Here is a 23,646-nt window from a genome sequence, read left to right as displayed (position 1 = left end):
CACCCTCTGACGTTATTCCTTAGGTGCTGTGGTGTTACGCACCGCCTTCCGTGGTAGTCGCCTGCGTCAGCATCAGGCTGACAACGCCGCTGTACTGACCGGTTTTCAGAATGCCTTTGGTGGTCTGAGAAATGGTCAGCGGCAGTACCGCTGAACCGTTTTCAATGCTTCCCGGGAACAGTTCGGTACCGGTATATTCCACATCGGCGGTAGAGAGGGTTTTATCGCCCAGCTTCACCGTCATTGGGATGGTCTCAGCACCGTCGGCATTTGCCAGCTTCGCGGCGCTTACCAGACGAACTTTCACGTTGCTGGTGGCGGAGTTAGACCACACCTTGGTATTCAGGCGGTAGCTTTCCAGACCGCGGCCTGGCAGGTACTGCATATCGATGCTTGCCGGCAGCGGCGTGTTATCGGCCTGGGTCATATCCAGCTGTGAATCAACGCTGGCGTTGACGGTAATATCTTTTTGGATCGCCAGCGCGCTAACGGACGTGGTCATCGCGGCAACAATCATCAGAGGTTTAAAGTACTTACGCATTGATATCTCCATATTTACAAATGAGCACCCTGGCTCTTTAAACAAACCCTTTTGGGTCTTTACGGTAACGTCGTGTTATTGCACGACGGGTAAATCAGCTTCTTCAGCGGTTTTATTCACCCAGTTGAAGTAGCGGAATTTATATTTCTGGCCTTGTGTATTTGTGAGCGTTTTTAATTTCCGTTCGGTATCCGGATAAATCGTCGCGTCTTCTTTAACCCATTTACACGACGAATCTCCGTCACAAATACCGATCTCTCTCAGCGGCACGCGCAGCGTACCGTTGTTTTTTAACGTACCCCTGCGAGGGTCTATCGAGAGTGAAACCACGCTTTTTTCCGGTGCGAGGTGGATCAGAGCGCCCCAGATTACGTTGACGCCCAGTGTCGCCGTCGCAGCCGGGCTTTCTGCCTTGCCGGGAATAATGCTGTCAGGCTGCTTTACTCCTTCAAAATAGACTCTCCAGGTGGTCTCTTTTTCCGGTGGCGTAAGCGATACCAGACGAACGACGCGCATGGCGCCTGCCGCGAGGGCAAATTTTTCGGGCGTGACAACAACGCCGCCTTCTTTCCACGAGGCCACATCAATCTCTTTTTCCTGGGCCGTGCCGGGATTAAGAATTTTCTTTTGCCTCACCCGAATGAACTGAATATCATCCGTTTTCGACGCTACCTTAATTTGTGCCGCACCGGACCTGTCCACATTCAGTTCCATGGGGTACACGCTCATATTGGCCATTGCCATTTCTGAGAAAAATGGCAATGACAGCGCGGCGACATAAAAGGCGGTTGTCATGTTCACTCTATTTTTCTGTTTCACATTCAGTCTGCCTGCTCTGAGTTCATCGGCGGCGCGTTAACACCAGGACACCGTCTGCTTTCGTATTGCTTCAGGGCAGGGAAACTTTAACCAGAACAGCGGTTTGTGAAAATTTGTATTAATTAACTCGTTAAATACAGGTTTTTATCCTGCTTTTCTGTCTTTAAGGTTGTATAGTTAAGCGAAAATACCGCGACCAGGGATAGGAAGAAAATTCCTTCTGATGAAAAAATAAGCAGGTCAGGAGGCGGTTTTCATGTCGATGTACCAGGGATTAAAAAAGCATGCGGTAACAGCCGAGAATAAAAGATGTTTTTTATATGCAATAATTCGTTGTTATTCGATCCTGAAGCACATGCAATAAGTCTTGTTGGACAACCAGAATCTGTATTAACGCTTTCGGCGCCAGCCGTGCGGCTTTTGCAGGAATTTATAAAACACAAAGGGCACGACCTGAGCCGGGAGGAATTGATCACTCGCGTGTGGGAGGAATTTGGCTTTACGCCATCGGGAAATAATCTCAATAAAGCGGTAAGCGAATTACGTAAAAGCTTCCAGTCTCTGGGAGAGGGGCACGAATTTATTGTGACCGTACCCCGTTACGGATTTCGCTTTGATGCTGAGGTGATTTTTCAGCCGGGGGAGAATATTCCATCCGTCGATCCGCAACCCTCGGTCGCACCGCAAGAAGTAAAGCCTCAACGCGCCTCCATGAAAAAATGGGCGATTGTGGCCGTATTGATCGTCGCTGCGCTGGGGACGAGCCTCTACTTCAGCCGACAGCAGGGGATTTTCATTCCGGCGAAACTCAAGCCGGTTAAGGAAAAAATCGCGCGTTGCAGCATCTGGATTATCAACGATCACGGACGACCGCTGGTGCTATCGAAATTAGCGGAGCGGCTGGAGGCTAATAACGTGGCGTGCGGACGGGAGGAGTACGACATTTATTATTTCAGCGCCCGTTTTACTATTTCCGCTGCAGATGAGGTGTTTATTGGTGCCTGTCCGGTCAGCAAAACCAGCCTGTGTAAAACCATACGTTATAAAAGCGGGGCACAAAAATGAAAATAAAACTTCTTTTTGGCGTGGGCGGTGTACTGGTTGGTTGTTCGCTGGCATTTTTTTACTATTCCGGCAGCGTGGGTAAAAAGGATGTGCTGGCCTGCAGCACTGAATTTAATTTCACGCGCAATGAGGGAAAAGCCAGTGAAGTGAAGGTCAATACCGTTGCCCAGTTCTATTTTCATCGGGACGGTACCGGGTTGACCACCTATAAAGGCGCGGCAAGGGCTGGCGGGCAATGTTTGATCGTTGACAGGGATGTGGATTTTACCTGGCAGCAGCGGGACGATGATAACGTCATCGTATTGAGCTACACCAAAACCTGGCGTCGGCACAATGACAATACGCCTGATGCTCAGTGGGGTAGCTTCGCCAATCCGACCGCACGCTACTACCTGACGATCTCTGAACTCTCGCCTTCCGTGTGGCTGATTCAGGACCGGCGCTATCCCACCTATATTTGCCGGGGTGAGTAGGGCATAAAAAAAGGAGAATGCCACAGGCATTCTCCTTTTTCGTATCTGTTGTGCTTAATCCCGGCTGGCGAAGCCCAGGATGCTCAGCAGGCTGACGAAGATGTTGTACAGCGACACATACAGGCTCACGGTGGCGCGGATATAGTTCGTTTCGCCGCCGCGAATGATGTTGCTGGTTTCGAACAGGATCGCGCCTGAAGAAATCAGAATAAACACGGCGCTGATTGCCAGATGCAGGGCAGGCAGCTGCAGGAAGATGTTTGCCACCATGCCCACCAGCACTACCACAACACCCGCCATCAGCATACCGCCTAGGAAGGACATGTCCTTACGCGTGGTCAGCACGTAGGCCGAGCAGCAGAAGAACACCAGCGCGGTGCCGCCCAGCGCCATGCCGATAAGATCACCCATACCGGCAGACAGATACGCATTCAGCATCGGCCCCAGGATGTAGCCCAGGAAGCCGGTGAAAGCAAACGCGGACAGGATGCCGACGGGCTTGTCAGCGGTTTTGTAGGTCAGGAACATCAGACCATACATACCCACCAGCGTCAGGATCAGCCCCGGAGACGGCAGCATCAGCACGGTGCTGGCGGTGGCGGTGATCGCTGAGAAAGCCAGCGTCAGGCTGAGCATGAAATAGGTATTGCGCAGCACCTTGTGGGTGCTGAGTAGCGATGTGCGGTCGCGTGAAGAAGTAATTATACGATCCATGAGTCACTCTCTTATGACAGATGTAATTAGTGGAAAGAATAGGAAACGACACGCCAGTCTCAAAGTGGTTTTACCCATCTTTACTCAGCACGTTAGCGCTGGAGGTGGTTATTTCTTCTGCAGAAATCCGTTTCGCCAGTATGAACAGCGGTTTGCGACAATTTACCAGATCAAGCTCTTATAGGTTACTGAAAAATATTGCGTTATTACCATTCGAACGCTAAGAGTTATTTCCGGATCGTCATAAAACAGACTATAAGGCGAAGGAAATGAAACCACAAACACGCACTCACTTTACGCTCTCTTTGTTAACCGCAGGGATCCTGTGCGCCAGCACGGCTGCCTGGGCGGCTAACGTGCCGGCAGGAACCGCGCTGGCCGACAAACAGGAACTGGTCAGAAACAACGGCAGTGAACCGGCTTCGCTCGACCCGCATAAAGTCGAAAGCGATGTCGAATTCAATATTATCAGTGATTTATTCGAAGGGCTGGTCAGCGTCTCCCCGACAGGCGAAGTCCAACCCCGACTGGCGGAAAAATGGGAGAACAAGGACAACACCGTCTGGACGTTCCATTTGCGTCCGGGCATCACCTGGAGCGACGGCACGGCGATTACCGCTGAGGATGTGGTCTGGAGCTGGCAGCGCCTGATCGATCCGAAAACGGCTTCGCCTTATGCGAGCTATCCGGGCAACATGCATATCGCCAACGCGGCCGATATTGCTCAGGGGAAAAAAGCGCCCGATACGCTGGGCGTAAAAGCGATTAACGACACCACGCTGGAAGTGACGCTCACGCAGCCAAACGCGGCCTTCCTCGCGATGCTGGCGCACCCGTCGCTGGTGCCGGTGGATAAAGTGCTGATTGGCCGCTTCGGCGATAAGTGGACCAAACCGGAGCATTTCGTCAGCAGCGGGGCGTATAAGCTGTCGCAGTGGGTGGTCAACGAACGCATCGTGGCGGAGCGCAATCCGCGCTACTGGGATAACGCGCATACCATGATTAACAAAGTCACCTACCTGCCCATCACGTCCGAGGCCTCGGATGTGAACCGCTATAAGGCGGGCGAAATTGACATCGTGTACACGGTGCCGATCAACCAGTTTACCCAGCTCAAGAAAACCCTCGGCAGCGAGTTGGACGTTTCACCTCAGCTTGCGACCTATTATTACGAATTCAATACCACCCGGCCGCCGTTTAACGACGCGCGCGTGCGTAAGGCGCTCAACATGGCGCTGGATAAAGACATCATTGCCGGAAAAGTATTAGGGCAGGGGCAGCGCCCTGCGTGGCTCATCAGCCAGCCGGATATTGGCGGCGTGAAGTTACAGAACCCGGATTACGCCAGCTGGCCGCTGGACAAGCGCATCGCGGAGGCGAAAAAGCTGCTGAACGAGGCCGGATATAACGCCAGCCATCCTCTGAGCTTCAACCTGCTCTACAACACCTCTGAATCGCACCAGCGCATCGCGATTGCGGCCAGCTCCATGTGGAAGAAAAACCTTGGCGTGGAGGCAAAGCTGCAAAACCAGGAGTGGAAAACCATGCTGGATACCATGCACACCCACAACTTTGACGCGGTGCGGTATGCGTGGATTGCCGATTACGACGATGCGGCGACCTTCCTGAATAACTTCCGCACGGGCGACAGCGAAAACACCAGCCAGTACAGCAATCCGGACTACGATCGGGCGCTGCTCAGTGCCGCAAAAGCCAAATCAGCGGAAGAGCGGGGTAAGTTCTACCAGCAGGCGGAAGATCTGCTGGGGCGTGATGTGCCGGCCATTCCGGTTTATCACTACGTCCGCACGCACCTGGTGAAACCGTGGGTAGGCGGATTTACGCCGGATAAGCTGGGGTACTATTTCACGAAAGACATGTACATCAAAAAACACTAGGCCTGTGCTGATAAAATCGTCGATGTGTCGTCAGTTCAACCGATTAAACACGTTTTGACTATTTTTACAGCGAACGAGTGCAGCCACTCTTTACAGCTCGCGGTGAGGTGTTTATAGTTCGCCTCACTTAGGAAGTGTGGCCGAGCGGTTGAAGGCACCGGTCTTGAAAACCGGCGACCCGAAAGGGTTCCAGAGTTCGAATCTCTGCGCTTCCGCCAGATATAAACCCCAGGTTACTCGTTAACCTGGGGTTTTTCTTTTGGATTGACCGATCCGCCTCACGCTATTAAGACTCCGCTTTTTCCCTGTAAAAAACAGGCGTTATCATTCACCCCGTAAATATATTGCTATTTCTCACCGAGGCGGGTGGCGTTCATGCATTGAACTGGCAATTTAGCGATATCGTTGCGGATGCAGGAGTGTTGGCCGGGTAAGCGCAGCGCCACCCGGCAATAAAGGCGACGTTTAAGAGCGGATAAAGGCCAGAATGTCCGCGTTGATGGTATCCGCGTGCGTGGTATGCATCCCGTGCGGGAAGCCCGGATAAATTTTCAGTACGCTGTTCGCCAGCAGCTTGTCCTGCAGCAGGGCTGCATTCTTATACGGCACGACCTGATCGTCGTCGCCCTGCAACACCAGAACGGGAACCGTGATGGTTTTTAGATCCTCCGTCTGGTCGGTTTCTGAAAACGCCTTAATCCCCTCGTAGTGGGCCTTTGCGCTGCCGATCATCCCCTGACGCCACCAGTTTTGAATCGTGCCCTGTGAAACGTCCGCGCCATCCCGATTAAAGCCGTAGAAAGGGCCGCTGGCGACGTCGAGGTAAAACTGGGCGCGATTAGCCGCCAGCGCTTTGCGGAAGCCGTCGAAAACCTCGATGGGCGTTCCGCCGGGGTTACTGTCCGTTTTGACCATCAGCGGCGGGACGGCGCTGACGAGCACCGCTTTGGCGACGCGCCCCTGCGGTTGCCCGTACTGCGCAACATAGCGGGCGACCTGTCCGCCGCCGGTGGAGTGACCGACGTGCACGGCATTGCGCAGGTCCAGGCTTTCAACCACGGCCGACGCGTCGGCCGCGTAATGATCCATATCGTGGCCTTCACTCACCTGGTCCGAACGCCCGTGTCCACGACGATCGATAGCGATAACGCGATAGCCTTCAGCGAGGAAGAAGAGCATCTGGTTATCCCAGTCATCGGCACTTAGCGGCCAGCCGTGGTGGAAAACGATGGGTTGAGCCTCTTTTGGGCCCCAGTCTTTGTAGTAAATATTGACGCCGTCTTTCGTTGTTACGAATGCCATACCGCAGACTCCTCTGTTAAAGGCAAAACGTTCCCCGGCTGAGCGCACAGCGAATCATTAATGCCTTAATTAAGTTGGCTTTTTTCTGTTTCCCGTACCGACAGTACTCCTAAAGTGTAGGAGAAATAGTAAAAGCAGTCGGTTTCATTCCTGTGAAAGGGGCAGGACAGCGTTCAGGGGGAGGGGGAACGAATGAAGGCTCTGGAGAGATCCTCCTGAGCCTTCAGGGCAGCATTAACAGCAGGGGCGTTTAGCGGTTTTCTTCAATATAGCGGGCCAGGTCCGCCGGGGTTTTTAGCACCGTCGCCACGTCAGTTGGCGGGATCATGCAGCCGTAAACGTCCTGCACTTCCAGCACCATATCGACCGCCAGGATGGAGTCGAGAATGTCGGATTCAATCAGTTCATCGTGAAAGCCCACCTTGCGGGATAACACTTTTTCGAACAGGGCGAGAATTTCTTGTTCCATAATTTTTCCTGGAGTCATTAATTTGTGCGGGCGTAAGCGTCCAGCAGCTTGCGGTCAATTTTGCCGTTAGGATTCAGCGGCAAAGCGTCTTTTACGATAATTTGTGAAGGCACCATATAGTGCGGAACGACCTTCGATAGCGATGTTTTGATGGTGTCCGGCGCCATATCCGTCACGCAGAACGCGGCAATGCGCAGCACGCTGCCGCAGGATTTCATCAGCGGCAGGACCACCGCTTCGTTGATGCCGGACATGGCCAGCAGGCGGTTCTCGATCTCGTTGATTTCAATACGGTAGCCGTTCAGTTTGACCTGGCTGTCGTTGCGGCCCTGACAGTAGATCAGCCCCGCTTCATAGCCCAGATCGCCGGTACGGTAGCCGCGAAACGCTTCATCTTCCCGACGGAGTAATTTCGCCGCGTTCTCCTGCGGCAGACCAAGGTAGCCGCGCATGACGTTTTTACCCCAGATAATCAGCTCGCCGTCGGCGGAAATTTCCATTTTGCTCTCAGGCATCATGACCCCCACCGGCAGCACGGCGCTGTCGCTGTTCAGGATCGCATCCGTGATTTCAACCACGGTCGTCGCAATCGTCGCTTCCGTAGGGCCATACGAGTTAATGATTTTGGCCTGCGGGAAGCGGCGGCGAAGCTGTTTAACCAGCGCTTTATTGAGCACTTCACCAATGAAGATAAAGACGTTGAGCGCGGGCAAATACTCGCTGTTGAACTGCGGGGAAAGCAGCTGCTGGTATGCAAAAGAGGGGGTGGAAACCCAGGCGGAGACCGCGTTGCTTTTCAGTCGCTCCAGCCAGTTCTCTTTCTGAATGTCCTCTTTGGCGTTCAGCACGATGTGTCCGACCATCGCCAGATTCGCCAGCAAAGGGATCAGGGAGAGGTCAAAGCTGAATACCGCGTGGTTCATCAGGACCGGTTTTTCCGGCAGTGAAAAGTCCTGGCTGACCCATTTCATGAAGTGCCATACGCTTTCACGCCCAATCTGTACGCCTTTAGGTTTACCGGTGCTGCCTGAAGTAAACATGATGTAGGCCAGATTCTGCTCCTCCAGTACCTTGCCCGGTTCCCCGGTGGCGATGAACTGCCGGGTCGCGACGTCGTAATAGTAAGGGGCGCTGGCCAGATGGCAGATCTCCCGGAGGCGCTCCTGCGGATAGATGCAGTCCACCGGGATGTACGGAATGTTGTGCAGCAGGCAGCTATAAATCGCCACGGCGAACTCGGCCTGCTGGTGACCGTACAATACGACCGGCGTACCGGCAACAGGCTGGCAGCGCTGATAGCGCTGCGCCCAGTCCGTCACGGCAGCGGAAAGCTGTAGCCAGCTTAAGGCTTCGTCGCTGCCGCTGATGGCCAGCTGCTGCGGGGAGGCGGGATCGCATAATGCCGCACGTAAGAAATCCTGCAGTTCCTGAAGATCGGAGTGATTTTTCATAGAGGTGACATTCCACTAAAGATGTAAAGGGATCCTGCGGCGCTTCCCAGCGTCAGAATTCGCCCTAAAAACGCAACGGCCGGATACTGCAGGCCGCGGTGCAATGCCGGGCTGCGTTTGGCTGACCACAGCAGCATATTGTGAGCGACGGAAATCGCGCCAAACAGCGCGCCGCTGATGACGTAATGGCGTTCCAGGCCATTCCATGCCCCCATACAGAATAAGGTGCAAAAAATACCGATATTTTGCGCCAGCGTTTTGTTCTGACGGAAAAAGTTGAATTTCATCAGGTTCATATAAACGGGCATAAAGACCACATCGCGCAGCCATTCAGACAGGCTGATGTGGAAGCGGCGCCAGAAATCCTGCGGGTTCTTTGCCAGAAGCGGCATGTTAAAGTTTGCCGGAATGCTGAGCCCAAACAGGCGGCCCGCGCCGATGGCCATATTGCTGTAGCCCGCAAAATCAAAGTACAGGTAGGTGCTGTAGGCAATCGACATCACCACGCCCACGGTCAGCGTAAACGGCTTATGGCTCCAGGGCTGCACGACAAGGGAATCAATCAGCATGGCAAACAGGAACTTCTGGACAATGCCGGTAATGATTTGCTCCAGCGCGACTAAAAACTGTTCGCGGTTAAGGGCAAATCCGGGCTTGCTGACGTCACTCATCCACGTCCGCCAGCGGTACATTGGGCCGGCCAGGATAATAAAGGGCATAAACAGATAACAGAAATAGTGCAGGAAATTCTGACCTTCTTTTTTACTGCGATAGAGCAGCACGTCCAGCGCGCGGAACGTCATAAAAGAGAGGCCGATCATGCCCCAGTGGTTATTTAAATGTAATTTCACCAGCAGCAGCGGCAATAATGTCAGAATGACCGCCTGCCACGTTTTTAACCATCCCTTCTCTTTAAGCGTGGCAAAAACATAAAAGCTGAAAAAAACGGCGACGGGGACAATATAATCGCCCTGAAATATATATCCCCATCCCAGCGCCGTCAGCACCGAGAGCGCAGATAACCAGATCAGACGATGGCGTAATACGCGATTAACCAGCGCAAACGCCAGCGCGGATGAAAACAAATAAACAAAAAACATTCCTGAGCTGTACATCATTCGGCCTCAGAACTTTTGATATTCAAAATGCAGCTGCATACTCATGCTGTCATCGACAGAGGTCCACGCGACGATGGTGATCGCCAGCAGGAGATAAAGTAAAAAAAGACGGATCGCGATTTTCATCATTTAAAACTCTGTGCAATAAAGCGAATCATAGGAACCCAGGCCAGTTCGGAAGGGTGCAAACGATCCCAGTTCCAGCCATTCTGATAAGGCATGGCGTACATATCTAAATAAGGGATCTGGTTCTTTTCCAGAATGGTTTTTATTTGTTTATCAACCGGGCGGAAGGTATCGGTATTGTAAAGCGCCCAGGGGTTAACCGGGTCGACGATAGCAATCACCTGCACGTGACGTTCTTTCAACAGCTGGACGGTTTTACTGAAGGCGGCGATTTGCGCAGGCACGACCGGCGTGTCATCCCACTGCTGCCGCGTACTGTCCTCCTCGTAAATCGTTTTGTCCATCCACAGGGTGGCCGCGCTCTGCTGGCGTTTTTTATTTAACTCGCGCGCATTCGCTAGCTCTTTGTCCCAGTCGGGGGCAATGTGGGCGGCTGGCTGCTGCGGCCAGGGCTGTACCGTCTGGGGCGTGATGTTGAGCAGCGCCAGCCAGTCGTTTTTTATCAGGGTGCAGACGTTGGCAAACTGGAAGCTCAGCTCGTCCCACATCAGATCGGGGTGCCAGCCAAAGACGCGCATTTGGCCGAAGGTTAAATGGCTTATTTCTTTACTATCAATATGCTTTAAATAATTAACCAGCAGCGGGCGCGCCTGCGGATCCTTCATCAGCGGATTAAAAATAGAGCCGGGGAAATTATCGGCATAGATAGCCGGTGGCAGCCCTTTTGAATAAAAGCTGTCAGGAGCCAGAAGCAAAACAACTTTACTGTTTGCGTTAAGGCTATTTTTAAAACGAGAGAACAGTAAAAATTGCGTTTCATCATCGACGAACGCATCGCCATACGCCACGACGGGTTTGTGTAATTGCTTATTAAAGTAATTATATACAGCGTAATGTTCATCTTCTGAGGTGGCCACCTCAGACGCGCCAATGAAGAAAATAGCATTCCCTTCTAAGGCATGGGAAATAGTCGCAATTTTTTCCGCTTGTTCTTTCGGCGTGCCCGCCATTGATTTAATCAGCGGCTGGAAGGTGAGGGGCGGATTGAAGCTCGTCACCAGCGGGTGAACACAAAGGAACAATATGGCCAGGGTCGCCATCAGGATATGTAAGCAAAGCGTATTTTTGATTTTCATCATCAACCAGTAACACTGCATGGCAGTAATTTCTAAATCTGCGGGTACTCAGATTTATAACAATTACACAACAAATGACCGTTTATTTTTGTGGCATTCTATACCAGAGCGATTTAAAAGGATGAGCGTTGCTGTGTAACGGTATGTACAAGGTGGCTGTGACCGGTGCGCGGCAAGCGCCTGGGTGATTTTTGCGCAGTCAAACGCCGGCGGGTGAAAATAGAAAAATTCCTGCTTTACAAGGGGCTAATAGATGTTTATAGTGCGCCTCACTTTGGAAGCGTGGCCGAGCGGTTGAAGGCACCGGTCTTGAAAACCGGCGACCCGAAAGGGTTCTAGAGTTCGAATCTCTACGCTTCCGCCAAATTTGAAAACCCTGCGATAGCAATATCGCAGGGTTTTTTCGTTTTACAGGGCAATCACCAGCTCCCCGGAATGGCTCCGCGAACAGCACAGCGCCACCTGCTGGTCCGTCCCGCCTTTTTCTGCCTCCGACTGCACGCTATCCCGGTGATCCACCACGCCGTCAATCACCGACGTCAGGCACGCCCCGCAGATCCCCATTTCGCATGACAGCGGTACGTCCACGCCGTTCTCCTGTAGTACCTGAGCGATGGTCTTATCCGCAGGCACCGGCCAGCGCTCCCCGGTGGAGGCGAGTTTGACCGTAAAGATCTCGCCCGCGTCACCGCGTGCGGCAGGGACCGCGGGCTGAAACGCCTCGCTGTGGAGATGGCCATCATCCCATCCCCTGGCCGTCGCCACGTCTCGCACTTTTTCCATAAACCCTGCCGGGCCGCAGATCCAGGCGTGAAGCCCCGCCTCAGGCGCGGGCAGATGTTCTGCCAGCGCCGTGCGCGGGCTGGCGGTATGAATCTGGCACTCACCGAACCGGGAGAGTTCGCGCGCAAAGGCCGCGCTTTCGCGGCGTTTGACGTAATAGTGCAGCGTAAACGGCGTTCCGGCCGCCTTCAGCTGCAGGGCCATCGCATACAGCGGCGTAATGCCAATGCCTGCCGCCAGCAGCAAGACCCGCTCAGCCTGATGCAGCGGAAACAGATTGCGCGGGGCAGAGATCGCTAATTTCTGCCCGGGTCGCAGCGTCTCGTGAACGTAGCGCGATCCGCCGCGCGAGGCGGTTTCCCGCCCCACGCAGATAAGATAGCTCTCGTCTCCACACGCACCGGTCAGGGAATACTGGCGCACCGCGCCGCAGGGCAAGTGCACATCAATGTGCGCGCCGGGCTGCCACGCCGGCAGCGCGTTACCGTCTTCAGCCACCAGCCTGACGGCGAGGCTTTTGTCGCCCTCGCGCCACAGCCCGTCAACAATTACGCTCAGCATATCGGCCTCCGTCATACGAGGAAAAATTCGCCAAAGCCCATCTTCTTCAGTCCCCGACGGTAGGCAATTGAGCTTTTATCTGCGGGAATATGGGCTTCCAGCGTCAGATCCAGCGGCAGACTTTCCGGGCGCTGGGTTTCCACCATCAGGCGATCCTCTTCAAAAATGCGCAGATTGAAGGCATGCACATCCTCCACCGGAATATGCAGGTCAAAGTTACGCGCGATAGGGGCGAACATGCGGGTGACGCGCGATGACACCGGCGACGCGGCGTTCATGATGACCAGTCGCGATTCTCCCGGAAAATGAATCGTCAGGGTGGCGGTAAACGGCAGATGCATTTCAAAATGGCGCAGCCACTGGAACCCTTCCGGCGCCTGCACGGGTGAACTGGCGGGATAGTTGCTCACGGAGCTCCAGTAATCGGCAACAAAACCGAACGGCGTCTCCTGCGGCTGATAGGTGGGGACCCGCTGATTATTGGGGTCGGCAAAGGTATCGGTGTGGATCCAGGCAAAGTGCGCCACGTCCAGAAACCCCTCTACCTGACGACCGGCAAAGCCGTTCACCTCAAACGCCGGGCAGTTGATCTGCTGAAATCCGTCGTCATCCCAGTGCGGCATGGTGGGCAGCGGCACAGGATTGTCCGGGTCAAACGCCAGGCAGGTCCAGATCAGGCCGAAGCGCTCCTCCACGGCGTAGTTAATCAGGTTCAGCTTCGCTGGAACGGGCTGGTCGGGGCTGGACGGAATACGGTTGCAGCGCCCGTCCTCCCCGAAGCGTAAGCCGTGGTAGGGACAGATAATCCCGTGCTCGTCGTGAAAGCCGAGCGTCAGCGGCACGCCGCGGTGCGGGCAGACGTCACGGGCGACCACGACCTGGTCGTTAATCCGGTAAATGACCAGCTGTTCGTCCAGCAGGGTCGCCTTGACCGGCGCCGGGCCGACGTCGCAGGCGCGCGCGACCGGATGCCAGCACTTCGCGAGGCGCAGCCAGTCCTCTGGCTCAAACGTGCAGTGGGCGGGTGGAGTCGGTTCTCTTTTCATCGTTGTCCCTCTTGCGTTCAGCCTAACGGGCCGCCCTGAATGGTCTCGCACAGACCGTTGATGATGCGCTCACCGGTCTCCTCTTTGAGCTCCTGATACCAGGCCTGCGTCAGAGCCATGTCTTTCCCGTGGGTGACGTCGCAGCGTTTACGCGCCTTCAGCACCAGGTCGCGCACCCGGTCGCAGCGCAGCGCTTCGTACTGGCGCAGCGCCAGCGTAATGCTGTGGTTTTCACGCAGGCACTCACCCAGCACCACGGCGTCTTCCATCGCCGCACAGCCGCCCTGGCCGATATCCGGCGTGGTGCTGTGCGCGGCATCGCCGAGCAGCGCGACGTTGCCGCGCACCAGGCTGTCGAACGGCTCAATGTCGTGGATTTCAATGCGGTTGGTCGTTTCAGGATCCAGCGCCGCGATAAGCTTCTGCACCGGCGGCGCCCAGCCGCGGAAGTAGCCCGTGAGGTCGGCGCGCAGGGTGGTGCGATCCTCCGCCAGGCCCGCGGGCAGCGGTACGTCAAAAAAGAAGTAGAAACGTCCGCCGGAAACGGGCATCAGCGACACGCGTTTGCCTTCGCCAACGAAGGTGGTCCACTGGTGCGCCGGGGCGATCTCTTCGTCAATCTTCACCAGCCCGTTCCAGTTCACGTACCCGGCGTAGCGGCGCTCCGGGGTATACCCCAGCACGTACGGGCGCACGGCGGAGTGGCTGCCGTCGGCGGCAATCAGAAAATCGCCCACTGCCGTGGTGCCGTCGGTGAAGGTCACGCTCACGCCCGCGTCGTCTTCGCTTACGCGTTCGACGCGCTTGCCGAACTGCACCCTGTCGCGCCCCCAGAAGTCCAGCATTTCACGCTGAAGTTCAGCGCGCGAGACGGGGCAGGGGCGCCGGCCGGTACGCTCAACCAGCGGGGCAAGGCTGAAGCGGGTCAGAGTCTCGCCGCGCCGGTAATCCTTGTAGGCCATAAAACGCATCGGCCCGCCGTAGGTCTCGATGATGTCGCCCATACCGAGGTGCTGCATGCATTTCACGCCGTTAGGCCAGATGGAGATGGCCGCCCCGACGGGCCTGATCTCTTTGACGGCTTCAAACACGGTACAGTTGATGCCCGCTTTCTTCAGCGCGACGGCGGCGCTCAGGCCGCCAATACCCGCACCAATGACGATTGCTCTCATGCTTCTCTCCTTTTGCAGGGTGTAAAGACATTCAGCAATTTGCGTACCAGGCTGCAGAGTGGCGAAAACGGCGTTGTGGGGGCGACGTTTGCACTGCTAAGGTGCGCAAACGCGGTGAGCGTGCCTTTTTTTGAATCAAAAATTTCCAGTTGAGCTATACGGAATCGACTGTTTCACGCCCGCGCTCAGAGTGGCGTGGTTTGTGCAACAATCAGGAAGAAGACAATAAAGGAGACGCTATGATCGCACTGCACGACTTCAATCATCTTCCCCACGAAAAGGCGTTAGCGCTGATTCACCCCTGCGTGGCGCTCCCCGGCTGGGCCGATGCGCTGGTTCGCGGGCGGCCATACGCCAGCCGGGACGAATTGTTCAGTACGGCAAACGCGCTGACGCAAAACTGGGACGAAGCGGCGCTGGCGCAGGCCCTGAGCGCCCATCCGCGCATCGGAGAAAAGCCCGCAGGTTCACAGGCGGAGGCGGCGCTGTCGCGCCAGGAGCAGGGCGCGGTGAATGAAGGCGATGCTGCCCTTGCCCGGGCGCTGCGTGAGGGGAATGCCCGCTACGAGGCCCGCTTCGGACGCGTGTTTCTGATCCGCGCGAAGGGCCGCAGCGGCGAGGAGATTTTACAGGTGCTGCACGCGCGGCTGGAGAACAGCGACGCGCAGGAAGTACGTGCCGCGCTGGAACAGCTGCGGGAAATTACGCTGCTACGGCTGGAAGGAGTCATTAGCGAATGAGCACACTCAGCACCCATATTCTGGATATCTCGACGGGCAAACCCGCACAGGGCGTGACGGTCCATCTCGAACGGGAGGGCGAAATAATGGCCTCGGGCGTGACCAACGTCCAGGGGCGCATCGCCGCGTTCGTTCCCTCTCTGCCCGCAGGCCGCTATCGGCTGGTGGCGGAGATCGGCGCGTGGTTTAGCGAAACCGGTCGCGACACGCTATACCCCTGCGCGCAAATTGATTTTGTGACGGGAGAAGCGGCAGACGAGCATTTCCACCTGCCGTTTGTGATTGCGCCCGGCGGATGGTCAACCTACCGGGGAAGTTGACCACACCCGCTCGCCGTTGACCCAGGTCTCGCTGATGTTGCGCTCGTCGCCGAGGGTCATCAGCACAAAAAGCTGCTCGTAGATATCCTGACAGCGGCGATTGCGCAGGCGCTGCAGCGGCGTCACGTCAGGGTCGATTACCACGAAATCCGCCTCTTTGCCGGGCGCGAAGTTGCCAATCTTATCGTCGAGCCTGAGGGCGTGCGCGCCGCCCAGCGTGGCGTGATAAAACGCCTCGCTGGCGCGCAGGCGGTAGCTCTGAAGCTGGCCGACCTTGTAGGCCTCCCCCAGGGTGCGCAGCATGCTGAAGGTGGTGCCCGCGCCGACGTCGGTGCCGATGCCCATCCGCACCTTGTGCTGCCAGCAGGCGGGCAGGCGAAACAGCCCGCTGCCGAGAAACAGGTTAGAGGTGGGGCAAAACGCCACCGCCGAACCGGTGTCATGCAGGCACTGCCACTCGCTGTGGTGAAGGTGAATCGCGTGGGCGAACACGCTGCGCTCGCCGGTCAGGCCGTAGTGGTGATACACGTCCAGATAGCGCTCGTGCTCCGGCCAGAGGTCGCTCACCCAGGCCACTTCGTTGGGATTTTCGCTCAGGTGGGTCTGCATCCAGGTATCCGGGAACTCCTCTCTGAGCAGGCTGATCGCGGCGAGCAGCTCGGGGGATGAGGTCGGCGCAAAGCGCGGGGTAATGGCGTAGCCCAGCCGTCCCCGGTGGTGCCAGCGCTGGATCAGCGCACGCGTCTGCCGGTAGCTCTGCTTCGCGTCTTCGCTCAGGTAGTCCGGGGTGTGTCTGTCCATCATCACCTTTCCGGCGATTAGGCGCATGTTGAGGCGCAGGGCTTCGGTAAACAGCGCCTCGACCGATTCCGGATGCAGCGTGCAAAACACCAGCGCGGTGGTGGTGCCGTTGCTTACCAGCTGGTGAATGAAAAATTCGGCGATCTCTTTCGCGTAGGCTTCATCGGCAAACTGGCTCTCCACCGGGAAGGTGTAGGTGGTCAGCCACTCCAGCAGCTGCTCACCAAAGGCGCCGATCATCTCCGTTTGCGGATAATGGACGTGGGTATCGACAAAACCGGGCAGCAGTAGCTTACCGCGCAGGTCGGTATAGCCTTTGTGAGGGTCAAGATACTGCTCGCCCTCCTGCCACGGGATGTGCGCCAGAATTTTCCCGCCCTGTATAAACAGCACCCCGTCCTCAAGGTAGCGCGCGTGTTGGGCAATCGCGTCTGCGCTGTCGCAGACCTGGGCAATATCAAAAAATGCGCCGCGGATCGCTGTCTGGTAATCCATCATGGTTCCTGCCTTATTGTGTACATAACGGGGTGATAAGGCTCAGCAAGAACGGTGCCAGAATGAACGGGCCGCAGCTAAGCTGCGGCCGGAAGGAGGGGGTTACTCTTTTTGCGTTGCCACGCGTGAGCCGAACGACGTCGCGCCCGCCGTCTCGCGATCTTCCCGCGCCAGCCAGCGGTAAGTCACGCCGCCGAGGAAGACGCCGATAAACCAGCTGAAGTTCGCCACCTCATGCAGGGCCGGGATGAAGCTAATCACCAGGCCCACGGCAACGGACGGGATCAGCGCGCCAATGGCTTTCGGGTTGAAGCCGTTGCGGTACCAGTATTTGCCCTTTGGCGTGTCGTCGAACAGATCGTCAACCGACACCTTGCCGCGCTTAATCAGGTAGAAGTCGGCAATCAGAATGCCGAACAGCGGGCCGATGAACGCCCCGAGCACGTCCAGGGTGTAGTGGATAAGCTCCGGCGAGTTGAACAGGTTCCACGGGGTGAGCAGGATCGAGCCGACGGCGGCAATCATGCCCCCGGTGCGGAAGCTGATTTTCTGCGGCGAACAGTTAGAGAAATCAAACGCCGGGGAGACGAAGTTCGCGACGATGTTGATCCCGATGGTGGCGGTGATCATCGTCAGCAGGCCAATCGCTACGGCCAGATCGTTGCCCACGCGGCTGACGGTTTCGATCGGGTCGGTGATCATGCGGCCAAACAGCGACTGGGTGCCGGAGACAATCACTACGGTGACGATGGAGAACAGCAGGAAGTTAAACGGCAGGCCCCAGCGGTTTCCGCGGCGGATCTCGCCCATGCTTTTGCCGTAGCGGGAGAAGTCGCCGAAGTTGAGCAGCGGGCCGGAGAAGTAAGACACCACCAGCGCGGTCGCGGTGATCATCTGCCAGGTCTGCTCGCCCGCGCTCAGGGATTTGCTGGCGAGAGTGAAGGAAATGCCGTCAAAACCGGTCTTGTATACAATCCAGCCTGCGAGGGCCAGCATCACCACATAGACCGCCGGACCGGCGATATCAATAAAGCGCTTGATGGCGCTCATGCCGTGCCAGAAGACCATCGCCTGCAGCACCCACATGATGGCAAAGCAGATCCAGCCGAGATGCGACAGGCCCAGGAATGCGCCGGTAGTGAGCGAAGAGAGCGACGGCCAGAACTTCAGCGCCACCAGCATCAGGGCGTTGGCGGCCAGGTAGGTCTGAATGCCGTACCACGCGAAGGCGATCAGCCCGCGGATCACCGCCGGAATATTGGCCCCGAACACGCCAAACGCCTGACGGCTGATTACCGCGTAGGGCACGCCCGCCATCTGGCTCGGTTTGGCTACCAGGTTGGCGCACAGCTGCACGATGCAAATCCCCACCAGCAGGCACAGCAGCACCTGCCAGCTTGCCAGCCCGAGCGTAAAGAAGCTCGCGGCGACAACATAACCCCCCATGCTGTGAACGTCCGACATCCAGAACGAAAAGATGTTGTACCAGCTCCAGTTCTGGTCACGCGTCGGTGCCAGATCCTCATTGCAAAGACGTGGGCTGTAAACCGCACCGGAATCAGCGGCCGTACCCTGCTGCGCGTTTTGACTGTTTGGCATGAAACCTGCTCCTGTGAATGAAAACCCGTTAAGCGGGAGTGCAGACGGTGTTGCAGGATCCAGGCCAAAATAATAAATCTTGTATGCAATATTTTATTTTTATGTATACGATTCGATAACGAAGAGTAAAAGACGGAGTGGTGAATGAACAACATAAACGCCCTGCAGACCGCGCCAGACCTGCATGACAAAGACGAATCGATCTTTCAGGCGCTGATGACCGCGATTGTCGAACATCAGCTGCTGCCGGGGAGCAAACTGCCGGAGGAGGCGCTGGCCGAGGTCTTTGGCGTAAGCCGCACGGGCATCCGCAAGGTGCTTCAACGACTCGCGGCTGTGCAAATGGTCACCTTAACGCCCAAGCGTGGTGCACACGTTGCCAGCCCGACGGTGGAAGAGGCGCAGCATATCTTCCGCACCCGCGCGCTGCTGGAGGTCGCCAACCTGCCGGACGTGCTGGCCCGCTGCCAGCCGCCGCACCTTGCCGCGCTGGAGGCCATTATTCGTCAGGAGCAGCAGGCGCACGAGGCGTACGACGGCCCGGCGGCAATCCGCCACTCCGCCAATTTCCACATTCAGCTGCAGGCCATCTCCGGCAACCAGGTGCTGACGGAGATGGTGACCGGCCTGAGCCAGCGCTCCTCGCTGGTGATTGCCACCTGGGGCGCGCCGTGGCGTCAGGGGTGCCGCTGCAACGATCACGAACAGCTTGTGGATCTGCTGCGCCAGAAGGCGCTCCAGCCGCTAAGCGATGCCTTAATGCACCATTTTGAACATATCGTCGCCAGCCTCTGCTTCGAGCGGGCGGGCGAGTGCCTGCCCGATTTTGCCCGGCTGTTTGCCGGCCACAAGGAGTCGTAATGTCATCTGTCTGTATACAAGTGATCAACCCCAACACCAGCCTCGCGATGACGGAAACCATCGGCGCGGCGGCCCGCGCGGTGGCGGCGCCTGGAACGGAGATCCTCGCGGTCTGCCCCAGCGCGGGCGTGCCGTCTATAGAAGGCCACTTTGATGAGGCCATCGCCGCCGTGGGGGTTCTCGAACAGGTTAAGCTCGGCAGAGAGCAGGGCGTCGATGGTCACGTCATCGCCTGCTTTGGCGATCCGGGCCTGCTGGCGGCGCGCGAGCTGGCGCAGGGGCCGGTGGTCGGTATCGCCGAAGCCGCCATGCATATGGCGACGCTGGTGGCGACGCGCTTTTCGGTGGTCACCACGCTGCCGCGCACGCTGATTATTGCCCGCCATCTGCTGCACCAGTATGGCTTTCAGGACAGGTGCGCGGCGCTGCACGCTATCGATCTCCCGGTGCTGGCGCTGGAAGACGGCAGCGGTCTGGCGCAGGAGAAGGTGCGCGCGCGCTGTATACAGGCGCTGAAAGAGGACGGCTGTGGCGCCATCGTGCTGGGCTGCGGCGGCATGGCGACGCTGGCGCAGGAGCTGACGCGCGAGCTGCGCGTGCCGGTCATCGACGGCGTCAGCGCGGCGGTGAAGATGGTGGAATCGCTGGTGGCGCTGGGGCTGTCGACCAGCAAGCACGGGGATCTGGCGTTCCCCGAGAAAAAAGCGTTAAGCGGACATTTTCAGGCACTGAATCCATTTTAATTTTTGGGGGTGGCAATGGGGCTTTTTGAACAGGATTACCCGCGGGATCTGCGCGGCTACGCGGGCAACCCGCCGCACGCGCGGTGGCCGAATCAGGCGCGTATCGCCGTGCAGTTTGTGCTCAATTATGAGGAAGGGGCGGAAAACCACGTTCTGCACGGCGATGCCGGATCCGAGCAGTTCCTGTCGGACATTATCGGCGCGGCCAGCTACCCGGATAAACACATGTCGATGGACTCCCTCTACGAATACGGCAGCCGCGCCGGGTTCTGGCGGATCCACAGTGAATTTCAAAAGCGCGGCCTGCCGCTGACGGTCTTTGGCGTAGCGATGGCGCTGGCGCGTCATCCTGAGATCGTCGAGGCAATCAAGGCGGCGGATTATGACGTGGTGAGCCACGGCTGGCGCTGGATCCACTATCAGAGCATGAATATCAGCCAGGAGCGCGAACACCTGCACAAGGCGGTGCACGTGTTGACCGACCTGTTCGGCAAGCCGCCGACGGGCTGGTACACCGGGCGCGACAGCCCCAACACCCGCCAGCTGGTGGTGGAGCACGGCGGCTTCGACTATGACAGCGACTACTACGGCGACGATCTGCCCTTCTGGACGGAAGTGGCCTGCAGCGACGGCACCCGTAAACCGCACCTGATCGTGCCGTATACGCTGGATGCGAACGACATGCGCTTCGCCACCGCGCAGGGGTTTAACACCGCCGAGCAGTTTTATACGTATCTGAAGGACAGTTTTGACGTGCTGTACGAAGAGGGGGAAAGCGCGCCGAAGATGATGTCCATCGGCATGCACTGTCGCCTGCTGGGGCGGCCGGGGCGTTTTCGCGCGCTGCAGCGGTTCCTCGATTACGTGCAGCAGCACGAGCGGGTGTGGGTCTGTACCCGCCAGCAGATTGCCGACCACTGGCGGGATGTGCATCCGTTTAAGAAGTAAGTGTGCGATGTTTTGCCGGGTGGCGGCTGCGCCTTACCCGGCCTACAGGACCCACAGGGCATACGGGACATCGTAGGCCCGGTAAGCGCAGCGCCACCGGGCAGGTTTTTCAGCGTTACACCATCAAACTCACCTGCGCCGCCACGATCCGCCATCCGTAGGCAAACCGCATAAGGTCTACGTGTTGTGGTGGAAGCCTTACCTATATCACAACGCCCCGTTCCAGTTAGATAGTTCACTCCCTGCTGGGCTGTAAGCAAGAGCCCCCCGTTCAGCCCGACTGCTGCGCCTGTTCCGGTAACTTTACTCTGGAGCCAACCCGGACAGATACTACAAATCGCCACAGGCAGCAGCCACTGGTCACTGAGGTTCGCGGAAGAAGGCAGACTGATAGTCAACATAAGTAAAACTGTCGTTTACTATTAAACAGACAGCCTTGTAGAGGCTAACTGAAAGAAGCGATTTGGTGACTGTCTTCCGCTAAAGATCCAGTTACCGTCCGGTTTCCCGAGTTGCAAGCTCAACGAACCCGGATCAACCCGCCTACTGGCGGGTTTTTTCGTTTACAGGGCAAGAGATTATGCGTTAAAAAAGGATCTCAAGAAGATCCTTTTGGTAAGTATTATTATCTATAAAACAGCCCGGTATTTTGGCTAGACATAATCCATAGCCGAGGGTGTTTTTCGATACATCGCGCATCTACGGGCATTTCATCGAAGCAAATTAAATCAGAGTCTTCATCCGTCCCTCGATCAATACGATAACCGTCGCCAAAGTCCATAATAGTTACGCTGTAATAACCACCTTCGCTTTTATTAGGTATCCCATATTTCGCCTGAATTATATCTTTGTTGGCTTCCCACCAAGCTATTTGGCGACTTTTCAGATACGGGAAATTCCTAACTAAGATCGTATCCCCTTCATGCACCGCCACTATTTCAACTGGTGTCAAAAGCTGCCAGAGCACATAACCACAAGCTACTACCGCAATAGCGCCAGCTAACAGCCGTTTATTCACCTCGCCTCCCGTTAATTTCGACAGAGGCATTCATCTCAGTGATAAACGGCTTATAGCCGTACTCATTCCAACGCTGTAGTGCGAACCACAAACGGAAAATACGAAACTCCCGGTATACAGGGTTCAGTACATCATCGTCATCGAGTCCAAAGTGATCCTGAATCCGGTAATGCACCGTTGCCCGGTAGCTGTCACCACTCACCAGTAGTGATACCAGCGTGATATGAGTGGACCAGGTGTCATGTACAGAGATCACCAGACCGTTAGTGTTATCTATCTTCCGGTCAAATTTAGGCAGTACAGTTTTCCCTATTTCTTTAAGGTTTCCATTTTCGTCGAAGATATCGCCTTTTTTATCCAGTGGTATAAATCCATGTTCATAGTCAATTACTCGTTTCAGAACATCTTTAATTTCCAGCAAAGAGCTTTTCTCTGAATGGTCATTCAGGATCTGCTCCTTCAACGCCCTGTCCAGCAACGGGCTGCTGTATGGTGCACCGTGATTCTCCTGCATATGGTCAATCATCTCGGTGATGATGTTCTTATACGGACCGTGGAAGGAATACAGCTTCGCCAGTTCCCGGAACTCATCAAACATCAGGCGCGTCACCTCATCCCTGCTGACAGACGGCTGCTGCTGTTCAAGATCCTGCATGGCATAAGGGGAATATTGTGTTGCAGTGTTCGCTGTCGGCTGTAGCTTCAGGGTTCGGGGGTTCACCTTCGCGGACACATTGTCCACGTCGATGTAAAACTGGTTACGTAGCGTCAGCGTGTCCAGATCGCCGTAGCGCATATCCTTGGCCTGATAGTCATCCATCTGCCTCGTGGTCTGGTAAATTCGCGCCGGAAGAGGGAGAGGTTCAGAGCGAGGCTTTTCCGCCGTCTGCGCATGCAGTTCCGGCTCTGGGGCTGCGACCGGTACCATCCCGGCGCTTGGCTCTGAAAGCTGCGGGATAGTACCCGGGGCAATCAGAAAATTGGACCCCTGCGGACACCCGCAACGGATCTCCGCACCATCCACCGCAACAGCGGCACTGTTTGAGCAGCGGTGATCCCCGTCCACAATGACTCCCACCTCCCCACACTTCGGACAGGGTGTGGTCTTGTCGCCGATATAGAGTTTCAGCAACCCCATGACCGACATACCAGGCCGGGCCGCGATACAATGTGCCCCCGAGGAGGTTTTATCTCCGTGTAATCCGACATTCTTGCCGTGAACGCTACACCCTCTCATGATGGACATAATTCAGCCCTCTGCCGGTAAATCTCCACCACCGGATGTTCATGCATGAATGTTTCCTTCGCTTCGACTGTGTGACGGGAATCGTCAGATATTACAGCCTTTTTCTCCGCCGAAAACGGCGGACGAGCGAGTGTGGCGACTAATTCCGGGGTCAGTTCGTTAGTATATTGCTGTGACATATCAAATCCTTCTGGTTCATAA

At 56.3% G+C, this 23,646-nt stretch carries 24 protein-coding genes, 2 tRNA genes and 1 pseudogene; 10 read left to right on the top strand and 17 right to left on the bottom strand.

What is annotated here, in order from left to right:
- Nucleotides 1–34 precede the first annotated feature (34 nt).
- Both FOY96_RS13995 and FOY96_RS13990 read right to left on the bottom strand, forming a co-directional pair.
- Nucleotides 35–541 (bottom strand): CS1 type fimbrial major subunit, encoded by a 507-nt coding sequence (locus tag FOY96_RS13995; RefSeq protein WP_021240847.1) that lies wholly within the window; start codon nucleotides 539–541, stop codon nucleotides 35–37.
- Nucleotides 542–616: 75 nt separating this feature from the next.
- Complete coding sequence (locus FOY96_RS13990; protein ID WP_172620518.1) at nucleotides 617–1,360, bottom strand: fimbrial protein; 744 nt, start codon at nucleotides 1,358–1,360, stop codon at nucleotides 617–619.
- A 309-nt stretch (nucleotides 1,361–1,669) separates the two neighbouring features.
- On the opposite strand from FOY96_RS13990, the gene FOY96_RS13985 reads away from it, so the two are divergent.
- On the top strand, nucleotides 1,670–2,425 hold the full coding sequence (locus FOY96_RS13985; RefSeq protein ID WP_033145134.1) for a winged helix-turn-helix domain-containing protein: 756 nt from the start codon (nucleotides 1,670–1,672) through the stop codon (nucleotides 2,423–2,425).
- Nucleotides 2,422–2,898: a hypothetical protein gene (locus FOY96_RS13980; protein WP_033145135.1), complete on the top strand. Its 477-nt coding sequence runs from the start codon at nucleotides 2,422–2,424 to the stop codon at nucleotides 2,896–2,898. The genes FOY96_RS13985 and FOY96_RS13980 overlap by 4 nt, the downstream gene beginning before the upstream one ends.
- A 54-nt stretch (nucleotides 2,899–2,952) precedes the next feature.
- On the opposite strand, the gene yccA is transcribed toward FOY96_RS13980, so the two are convergent.
- Nucleotides 2,953–3,612, bottom strand: coding sequence for an FtsH protease modulator YccA (gene yccA / locus FOY96_RS13975; RefSeq protein WP_023335168.1), 660 nt, complete (start codon nucleotides 3,610–3,612; stop codon nucleotides 2,953–2,955).
- 269 nt (nucleotides 3,613–3,881) lie between these two features.
- Between yccA and FOY96_RS13965 the strand changes: the two genes are divergently transcribed.
- On the top strand, nucleotides 3,882–5,510 hold the full coding sequence (locus FOY96_RS13965) for an ABC transporter substrate-binding protein (RefSeq protein WP_143347271.1): 1,629 nt from the start codon (nucleotides 3,882–3,884) through the stop codon (nucleotides 5,508–5,510).
- Between the two features lie 130 nt (nucleotides 5,511–5,640).
- Nucleotides 5,641–5,728: transfer RNA gene (locus tag FOY96_RS13960), tRNA-Ser, on the top strand.
- 247 nt (nucleotides 5,729–5,975) lie between these two features.
- Here the strand turns inward: FOY96_RS13960 and FOY96_RS13955 are convergent.
- The 6 genes from FOY96_RS13955 to FOY96_RS13935 all read right to left on the bottom strand — a co-directional run bounded on the left by FOY96_RS13955 (nucleotide 5,976) and on the right by FOY96_RS13935 (nucleotide 11,112).
- Nucleotides 5,976–6,812 (bottom strand): alpha/beta fold hydrolase, encoded by an 837-nt coding sequence (locus FOY96_RS13955; RefSeq protein ID WP_032658141.1) that lies wholly within the window; start codon nucleotides 6,810–6,812, stop codon nucleotides 5,976–5,978.
- 250 nt (nucleotides 6,813–7,062) lie between these two features.
- Nucleotides 7,063–7,281: an acyl carrier protein gene (locus tag FOY96_RS13950; protein WP_008499867.1), complete on the bottom strand. Its 219-nt coding sequence runs from the start codon at nucleotides 7,279–7,281 to the stop codon at nucleotides 7,063–7,065.
- Nucleotides 7,282–7,298: 17 nt separating this feature from the next.
- Complete coding sequence (locus tag FOY96_RS13945) at nucleotides 7,299–8,732, bottom strand: AMP-binding protein (protein WP_143347270.1); 1,434 nt, start codon at nucleotides 8,730–8,732, stop codon at nucleotides 7,299–7,301.
- Nucleotides 8,729–9,847 carry an MBOAT family O-acyltransferase gene (locus FOY96_RS13940; protein WP_143347781.1) on the bottom strand — a complete coding sequence of 373 codons (1,119 nt, stop codon included), beginning with the start codon at nucleotides 9,845–9,847 and terminating at the stop codon, nucleotides 8,729–8,731. The genes FOY96_RS13945 and FOY96_RS13940 overlap by 4 nt, the downstream gene beginning before the upstream one ends.
- Before the next feature lie 9 nt (nucleotides 9,848–9,856).
- Nucleotides 9,857–9,979 (bottom strand): hypothetical protein, encoded by a 123-nt coding sequence (locus FOY96_RS23145; protein ID WP_255640238.1) that lies wholly within the window; start codon nucleotides 9,977–9,979, stop codon nucleotides 9,857–9,859.
- A complete protein-coding gene (locus FOY96_RS13935; RefSeq protein ID WP_143347780.1) occupies nucleotides 9,976–11,112 on the bottom strand; it encodes a D-alanyl-lipoteichoic acid biosynthesis protein DltD in 1,137 nt (378 codons plus the stop codon). Before FOY96_RS13935 ends, FOY96_RS23145 begins: the two co-directional genes overlap by 4 nt.
- 276 nt (nucleotides 11,113–11,388) lie before the next feature.
- Here FOY96_RS13935 and FOY96_RS13930 point away from each other — a divergent pair.
- Nucleotides 11,389–11,476 (top strand) — tRNA-Ser (locus FOY96_RS13930).
- A 44-nt stretch (nucleotides 11,477–11,520) separates the two neighbouring features.
- Here the strand turns inward: FOY96_RS13930 and FOY96_RS13925 are convergent.
- From FOY96_RS13925 to hpxO, 3 genes are read right to left on the bottom strand one after another with little or no spacing between them, the layout of a single operon-like run.
- A complete protein-coding gene (locus FOY96_RS13925) occupies nucleotides 11,521–12,456 on the bottom strand; it encodes a PDR/VanB family oxidoreductase (protein ID WP_143347269.1) in 936 nt (311 codons plus the stop codon).
- 11 nt (nucleotides 12,457–12,467) lie between these two features.
- Nucleotides 12,468–13,502, bottom strand: coding sequence for a molybdenum cofactor-independent xanthine hydroxylase subunit HpxD (gene hpxD, locus FOY96_RS13920; protein ID WP_069302613.1), 1,035 nt, complete (start codon nucleotides 13,500–13,502; stop codon nucleotides 12,468–12,470).
- A gap of 17 nt (nucleotides 13,503–13,519) precedes the next feature.
- A complete protein-coding gene (hpxO, locus tag FOY96_RS13915) occupies nucleotides 13,520–14,674 on the bottom strand; it encodes an FAD-dependent urate hydroxylase HpxO (protein WP_143347268.1) in 1,155 nt (384 codons plus the stop codon).
- Nucleotides 14,675–14,913: 239 nt separating this feature from the next.
- Here hpxO and uraD point away from each other — a divergent pair, with 239 nt between their 5' ends.
- Together uraD and uraH are read left to right on the top strand one after the other, a co-directional pair.
- A complete protein-coding gene (gene uraD, locus FOY96_RS13910; protein WP_143347267.1) occupies nucleotides 14,914–15,414 on the top strand; it encodes a 2-oxo-4-hydroxy-4-carboxy-5-ureidoimidazoline decarboxylase in 501 nt (166 codons plus the stop codon).
- Entirely contained in the window at nucleotides 15,411–15,734 is a 324-nt protein-coding gene (uraH, locus tag FOY96_RS13905; protein ID WP_033145142.1) for a hydroxyisourate hydrolase, read from the top strand. The genes uraD and uraH overlap by 4 nt, the downstream gene beginning before the upstream one ends.
- On the opposite strand, the gene guaD is transcribed toward uraH, so the two are convergent.
- Both guaD and FOY96_RS13895 read right to left on the bottom strand, forming a co-directional pair.
- Complete coding sequence (gene guaD / locus FOY96_RS13900; protein WP_143347266.1) at nucleotides 15,714–17,033, bottom strand: guanine deaminase; 1,320 nt, start codon at nucleotides 17,031–17,033, stop codon at nucleotides 15,714–15,716. The genes uraH and guaD overlap by 21 nt on opposite strands.
- Before the next feature lie 99 nt (nucleotides 17,034–17,132).
- Nucleotides 17,133–18,629 (bottom strand): NCS1 family nucleobase:cation symporter-1, encoded by a 1,497-nt coding sequence (locus FOY96_RS13895; RefSeq protein WP_023335187.1) that lies wholly within the window; start codon nucleotides 18,627–18,629, stop codon nucleotides 17,133–17,135.
- A gap of 144 nt (nucleotides 18,630–18,773) precedes the next feature.
- Between FOY96_RS13895 and FOY96_RS13890 the strand changes: the two genes are divergently transcribed.
- The 3 genes and pseudogenes from FOY96_RS13890 to puuE all read left to right on the top strand — a co-directional run bounded on the left by FOY96_RS13890 (nucleotide 18,774) and on the right by puuE (nucleotide 21,181).
- Nucleotides 18,774–19,490 (top strand): GntR family transcriptional regulator, encoded by a 717-nt coding sequence (locus FOY96_RS13890; RefSeq protein ID WP_010429412.1) that lies wholly within the window; start codon nucleotides 18,774–18,776, stop codon nucleotides 19,488–19,490.
- A pseudogene (gene hpxA, locus FOY96_RS13885) lies at nucleotides 19,490–20,364 on the top strand (allantoin racemase). Before FOY96_RS13890 ends, hpxA begins: the two are co-directional and overlap by 1 nt.
- A complete protein-coding gene (puuE, locus tag FOY96_RS13880) occupies nucleotides 20,282–21,181 on the top strand; it encodes an allantoinase PuuE (RefSeq protein ID WP_269473786.1) in 900 nt (299 codons plus the stop codon). The pseudogene hpxA and the gene puuE overlap by 83 nt, the downstream one beginning before the upstream one ends.
- A gap of 625 nt (nucleotides 21,182–21,806) precedes the next feature.
- Here puuE and FOY96_RS13865 read toward each other — a convergent pair.
- The 3 genes from FOY96_RS13865 to FOY96_RS13855 all read right to left on the bottom strand — a co-directional run bounded on the left by FOY96_RS13865 (nucleotide 21,807) and on the right by FOY96_RS13855 (nucleotide 23,624).
- Entirely contained in the window at nucleotides 21,807–22,199 is a 393-nt protein-coding gene (locus FOY96_RS13865) for a DUF943 family protein (protein ID WP_143347264.1), read from the bottom strand.
- Nucleotides 22,192–23,337 carry a DUF3289 family protein gene (locus FOY96_RS13860; protein ID WP_248234063.1) on the bottom strand — a complete coding sequence of 382 codons (1,146 nt, stop codon included), beginning with the start codon at nucleotides 23,335–23,337 and terminating at the stop codon, nucleotides 22,192–22,194. Before FOY96_RS13860 ends, FOY96_RS13865 begins: the two co-directional genes overlap by 8 nt.
- Before the next feature lie 95 nt (nucleotides 23,338–23,432).
- The gene (locus tag FOY96_RS13855; RefSeq protein WP_143347263.1) at nucleotides 23,433–23,624 is read right to left on the bottom strand and encodes a hypothetical protein; all 192 of its coding nucleotides are present in this window, start codon (nucleotides 23,622–23,624) and stop codon (nucleotides 23,433–23,435) included.
- Between the last annotated feature and the right edge of the window lie 22 nt (nucleotides 23,625–23,646).

It is taken from the genome of Enterobacter asburiae, assembly GCF_007035645.1.
GTDB lineage: Bacteria > Pseudomonadota > Gammaproteobacteria > Enterobacterales > Enterobacteriaceae > Enterobacter > Enterobacter asburiae_B.
The sequence above is the reverse complement of the archived record's forward strand: the minus strand, read 5'-3'. Positions and strand labels throughout refer to the sequence as shown.